5 protein-coding genes are annotated in these 5,691 nt (G+C 71.3%); 4 read left to right on the top strand and 1 reads right to left on the bottom strand.

What is annotated here, in order from left to right; all coding sequences use genetic code 11:
* Positions 1 to 11 precede the first annotated feature (11 nt).
* On the bottom strand, positions 12 to 998 hold the full coding sequence (locus AB0H87_RS37010) for a sugar-binding transcriptional regulator (RefSeq protein WP_360156854.1): 987 nt from the start codon (positions 996 to 998) through the stop codon (positions 12 to 14).
* 139 nt (positions 999 to 1,137) lie between these two features.
* Between AB0H87_RS37010 and AB0H87_RS37005 the strand changes: the two genes are divergently transcribed.
* The 4 genes from AB0H87_RS37005 to AB0H87_RS36990 are packed head-to-tail and all read left to right on the top strand — an operon-like array spanning position 1,138 to position 5,449.
* Positions 1,138 to 1,803: a DUF2291 domain-containing protein gene (locus AB0H87_RS37005; RefSeq protein ID WP_360156852.1), complete on the top strand. Its 666-nt coding sequence runs from the start codon at positions 1,138 to 1,140 to the stop codon at positions 1,801 to 1,803.
* Positions 1,800 to 3,320: a sugar ABC transporter ATP-binding protein gene (locus AB0H87_RS37000; RefSeq protein ID WP_360156849.1), complete on the top strand. Its 1,521-nt coding sequence runs from the start codon at positions 1,800 to 1,802 to the stop codon at positions 3,318 to 3,320. Before AB0H87_RS37005 ends, AB0H87_RS37000 begins: the two co-directional genes overlap by 4 nt.
* Positions 3,320 to 4,396, top strand: coding sequence for an ABC transporter permease (locus tag AB0H87_RS36995; RefSeq protein ID WP_360156846.1), 1,077 nt, complete (start codon positions 3,320 to 3,322; stop codon positions 4,394 to 4,396). The genes AB0H87_RS37000 and AB0H87_RS36995 overlap by 1 nt, the downstream gene beginning before the upstream one ends.
* Positions 4,397 to 4,447: 51 nt before the next feature.
* Entirely contained in the window at positions 4,448 to 5,449 is a 1,002-nt protein-coding gene (locus tag AB0H87_RS36990; RefSeq protein ID WP_360156843.1) for a D-ribose ABC transporter substrate-binding protein, read from the top strand.
* Positions 5,450 to 5,691 lie beyond the last annotated feature (242 nt).

The following is a 5,691-nucleotide window of genomic DNA, read 5'->3' as shown; positions in this document are numbered from 1 at the left end:
CGCGGGCGCGGTCACTCGCGGACCAGCTCCGTGGCCGTGGCCTGGTCGGTGATGAGCACGTTGAGCCAGCCGCCGCTCAGCGCCGCCCGGATCGCCTGCCACTTGCGCTCGCCGCCGGCCACGCCGACGCGGCGGGGGACCTTCTTCAGCGTCTCCGCGCTGATGCCCAGCACGCGGTCGTCCAAAGAGGACGCGACGTGCTGGCCGTGCGCGTCGAAGAAGCGCATGCAGACGTCGCCGATCGCGCCAAGGCCGCGCAGCCGCTCCTCTTCCTCCTCGGCGATCGCGTTGCCGCTCTGCCGCAGCAATGTGGACGGTGCCAGCGAGCCCACGCCGACCAGCGCGACCGTCAGGTCCTGCCATGCCTCGATCACCGCGGCGATGCTCGGCTCGTGCAGCAGCGCGTCGCGCATCGCCGCGGTCGCCACCAGACCGGGCGCCACCAGGTAGACCGCCTCCGCCCGGGTGTTGCGGGCCAGGCCGCCGGTCAGCCGCGTCGCCAGGCTCTGCGCCGCGGACGTGCCGACGCCGCCCAGGATCTGCACCACCCGCTCCGCCGAGAGGCTCGGCGCCGGGTGCATCGCGTCGACCATCGCGAGCAACGTGCCGCTCCACGACGAGATGCCGACCCGGTCGTTGCGGATCAGCGTCGTCTCCAGGTAGACCGCGGCGGCGGCGGCGATCGCCTGGGTCACCGAGTGCTCGTCGGTCTGGCCGTCGGTGTCGGCGATGACCACCTCGGTCAGGCCGTACCGCTGCTCGACCGCCTCTTCGAGCTCCGCGTGCACGCCGCGGGGCGTGATCACCACCGTGCGCACGATGCCCATCGCCACCGCCTGCTTGAGCAGGCGCGAGACGCGCGGCTGGGAGATGTGCAGGTGCTCGGCGATCTGGGGCTGGCGCATGCCGCGCTCGTGGTACATCCGGGCGACCTTGGTCAGCAGCCGGGTGTGTTCGGACGCGACGCCGTAGGGCTCCGCATCGAACCTCGGGCTCACGGGCGCCTCCTCATTTCGTCAACGAAGCGTAGCGGCTCGAACGCAATCGCCTGGGTCCGCATCGACGTGACCCGTTGACAAGCGCGACATCCAGCGTTCACAGTAGCTGCATGGCCAGTCGCCAATGAATGGATATTCAATGCTAACTCCTCGCCGTTGGGCGGCGATCGCGGGACTGCTGCTCGCGACGGCCGTGGCGCTGTCCGGTTGCGCGAAGGTGCCGGGCGTCTACGTCTACGAGGACAAGGGCGCGCAGCCCGCGGGCGCGGCACCGGCCGACGCGAAGAGCTACGTCGCCGACGCCTGGGCGGCCAGGATCGTCCCGACCGTGCACGACCAGGCCACGGAGATCGGCACGGTCGCCGCGGCGCTCGCGCAGGACCCGGCCGCCGCCGGCCAGCAGTACGGCCACCAGGCCGGGACCGGCAGCCCGTACGCCTTCATGGTCAAGGGCACCGGCACCGTCACCAAGGTCGACACCTCGGTGCAGACCGGCCCGATGACGGTCGAGGTCGCGCAGTCTGGCGGGAAGCCGCTGACGATCAGCATCGCGACCGGCCCGGTGATCGCCGGCACCGCGCTGCGCGACGCCGTCGGCTTCATCTCGTTCGGCGACTTCACCAACCAGATCGAGTACGCCGACGTGGCCAACGAGATCAACGCGCGGGTCAAGACCGAGGTGATCGCCAAGGTCGACCTGGCCGCCGCGGTCGGCAAGGAGATCACGTTCCACGGCGCGTTCTCGGCGCTGCCCAACGCGCCGACGATCCTTGTCGTGCCCACCGAGCTGTCGGTGGCGTCATGAGCGCGGAGCACCTGGTCGCCCGGGGGATGAGCAAGAGCTACGGCGGTGTGCGCGCGCTCAAGGACGTCACCTTCACGGCGTACCGCGGCAAGGTCAACGTCCTCGTCGGCGAGAACGGCGCCGGCAAGTCGACGCTGATGAAGATCCTCTCCGGCGCCGAGCAGCCGACCGCCGGCGAGATCCTGCTCGACGGCGAGGCGGTGCGGCTGGCCGGCCCGCGCGACGCGATGGCCCGCGGGATCGGCATCATCCACCAGGAGCTGAGCCTGTTCCCGAACCTGTCCATCGCGGAGAACATGTTCGCCGGCCGGGAGCTGCGCCAGGCCCGCCGGTTCGTGGACGGCAAGGAACAGCGGCGCCGGACGCGCGCCGTCCTGCGGCGGCTCGGCCAGGACCGGCTCGACCCCGACACGCTCGCCGGTGACCTGCCGATCGGCCAGCAGCAGCTCGTCGAGATCGGCCGGGCGCTGCTCGAGGACGTCCGCGTGCTGATCATGGACGAGCCCACGTCGGCGCTGTCCAACCACGAGGTCGACGTGCTCTTCGAGGTGATGGCCGACCTGCGGGCGCACGACGTCACGGTCATCTACATCTCGCACAAGCTCGACGAGTTCCGCCGCATCGGCGACCACGTCACCGTCCTGCGCGACGGCAGCGTGGTCGCGCACGAGTCGATGGACCGCACGGACACCGGCTGGATCGTCCGCCAGATGGTCGGCCGCGATCCCGACACCCTGTTCACCCGCAACAGCTCGCCGACCGGCGACGTGCTGCTCGAGGTGCGCAACCTGACCGTGCCGGGCCCGGTGCGGCCGCTCGTCGACGACGTGTCGCTGACCGTCCGCGCCGGCGAGGTGGTCGGCGTCTACGGCCTCATGGGCGCCGGCCGCACGGAGCTGGTCGAGTGCCTGATGGGCATGCGCAAGGCGAGCGCCGGCGAGGTCCGGATCAAATCCAGGGTCGAGCGCGAAGGCACGGTACGCGCGCGCCTGGCGGCCGGCCTGGCCCTCGTGCCCGAGGACCGCCAGCGCGACGGCCTCGTCCAGACCATGTCGGTCCGCGACAACATCCTGCTCGCCACCATCGGTCGCCTGACCCGCGCGGGACTGCTGCGCGGCGGCGTCGAGCAGCGCACGGCGAAGTCCAAGGTGGACGAGCTGGCGATCCGGATGCCCGGCCTGGCGGCCACCGTCACCGCGCTCTCCGGCGGCAACCAGCAGAAGGTCGTGCTCGCCCGGGCCCTGCTGACCGAGCCGGACGTGCTGCTCCTCGACGAGCCGACCCGCGGCATCGACGTCGGCGCGAAGGGCCAGATCGCCACGCTGATGGCCGCGCTGGCCGCCGAGGGCTTCGGGGTGCTGTTCATCTCGTCCGAGCTCGCCGAGGTCGTGGCCATGGCGGACCGGGTGCTGGTGATGGCCCGCGGCCGCGTCACCGCGGAGTTCACCGCCGCGAACGTCACCGAGGAGGCGCTGGTCGCGGCCTCCGCGTCCGACAGTGTCCTGGAGGCCAGCTGATGACCGAGACGATCGCCCCCGCGCCGGCGCCGACCAGGCCGGAGCCCGCGGGCCCGCGCAACCCGGCGCTCGCCCGGGCGGCGCTGCTCCTCCTCCAGGGCCGTACCCTCGTCGTGCTCGTGCTGCTGGTCGCGTTCTTCAGCGCGATCTCGTCGGAGTACCTGACGCAGAGCAACCTGATCCTGATGACCAAGCACGTGGCCATCAACGCGATCCTGGCGATCGGGGTCACGTTCGTGATCCTGACCGGCGGCATCGACCTGTCAGTCGGCTCGATCGCCGGCCTGGCCAGCATGATCGCGGGCGGGCTGCTGTTCACCGGGCTCGCGCTGCCCGGCGGCACGCTGTTCTTCTCCGTCGCCGTGGTGATCCTCGTCGGCATCCTGGTCGGCGCGCTGGTCGGTGCGGTCAACGGCCTGCTGATCACGAGGTTCAGGGTGGCGCCGTTCATCGCCACGCTCGGTATGCTCTACGTCGCCCGTGGCGTCGGGCAGCTGCGCAGCGACGGCGGCACGTTCCCCGACCTGTCCGGCACGCCCGAGCGCGGCAACCAGGGCTTCCACGTCATCGGCGTCGACAGCTGGCTCGGCATTCCGGTGGCCGTCTGGATCATGGTGGTGGTCGCGGCGGCGGCGGTCGTCGTCACCACGAAGACTCCGTTCGGCCGGCGGGTCTACTCGGTCGGCGGCAACGAGCGGGCGGCCGTGCTCTCCGGCATCCGGGTCAACCGCATCAAGATCGCCGTGTACGTCATCTCCGGGTGCTGTGCCGCGCTGGCCGGCCTGCTGCTCACCTCGGAACTGGGCGCGGCGTACCCCGACACCGCGACCACCTACGAGCTGAACGCGATCGCCGCGGCCGTGCTGGGCGGCACCGCGCTCAGCGGCGGCCGCGGCACGATCATCGGCACCGTGATGGGCGCCTTCGTCATCGGCTTCCTCAGCGACGGGCTCGTCCTCGTCGGCGTCTCCACCTTCTGGCAGTCGGTGGTCAAGGGCGCCGTGATCATCTTCGCCGTCATCACCGAGCAGGCGCAGCAGCGGCTGCAGTCGTCCCTCGCCAGACGCACCGCCTGAACCCCGCACCCCCGTACCCCCGTTCCGCCGTCCCTCGCGAAAGGACAAACCATGAGAAAACTCTCGGGCATCCGCCGCGTCCTGTTGCCCATCGGCGCGGCCGCCGTGCTCGCCCTCGCCGCCTGCGGCTCCGGCGACGACGGCGGGTCCGGCACCGGCAGCGCGTCACCGTCCGCCGGCGGCGGCGGGTCGAAGCTGATGGTGATCATCACGCCGTCGCCGGACAACGTGTTCTTCAAGGCCGAGCAGGACGCGGCGGCCGCGCAGGCCAAGCAGCTCGGGTACGAGACGCTGGTGCTCAGCCACGACGACGACCCGACCAAGCAGAGCCAGGAGATCGACACCGCGATCTCCCGCAAGGCCGCGGCGATCATCCTCGACAACGCCGGCGCCGACGCGTCGGTGGCGGCGATCCAGCGGGCCAAGGACGCCGGCGTGCCGACGTTCCTGATCGACCGCGAGATCAACAAGACCGGGGTCGCGGTCGCCCAGATCGTCTCCAACAACGCACAGGGCGCCGGCCTCGGCGGGCAGGAGTTCGCGAAGCTGATGGGCGGCAAGGGCGAGTACGCCGAGCTGACCGGCAAGCCGACCGACACCAACGCGGGCGTCCGGTCGCAGGGTTACCACGGCGTGCTCGACCAGTACGCGGACATGAAGATGGTCGCGCAGCAGAGCGCCAACTGGGACCAGGCCGAGGCGCTGACCAAGACCCAGACGATCCTGCAGGCCCACCCGAACATCAAGGGCATCATCGCCGGCAACGACACGATGGCCCTGGGCGCCTTCGCGGCCGTACAGGCGGCGGGCAAGAAGATCATCGTCGTCGGGTTCGACGGCAGCCCCGACGTGGTCAGCTCGATCCTCAAGGACGGCATCAAGGCCACGGTGCTCCAGCCGGCCAGCAAGATCGCGGAGATGGCCGTCGACCAGGCCGATGCGTACGTCAAGACCGGCAAGACCGACCAGCCCGAGAAGCAGTCGGTCGACTGCGTGCTGGTCAACCCCGACAACGCCAAGTCCGTGACCAACTTCGCCGTCGCAGGCGCCTGAGGCCTGGGGCGGCCCGCCAACCGGCCGCGCGTCAGGCACCGCCGGGCGGGCCAGCGGTGGCCCGCCCGACAGGGCCGCGACGTCGGCCGCGTGACGAGGCCGCGCGGCGGGTCGCCCGACGTGGCCCGCCGGACAACGCAATCACCACCCGAAAGGGCACCCATGCTGGTGGCCGACCCCCGCGCCGCCGCCCCCTGGCGCCGCGTCCGTCAAGAGCTCCGCGTATCCGATGCCGAGCGTGG

This window comes from Asanoa sp. NPDC050611, from assembly GCF_040654855.1.
In the GTDB taxonomy this organism is placed as follows: domain Bacteria; phylum Actinomycetota; class Actinomycetes; order Mycobacteriales; family Micromonosporaceae; genus Asanoa.
The sequence above is the reverse complement of the archived record's forward strand: the minus strand, read 5'-3'. Positions and strand labels throughout refer to the sequence as shown.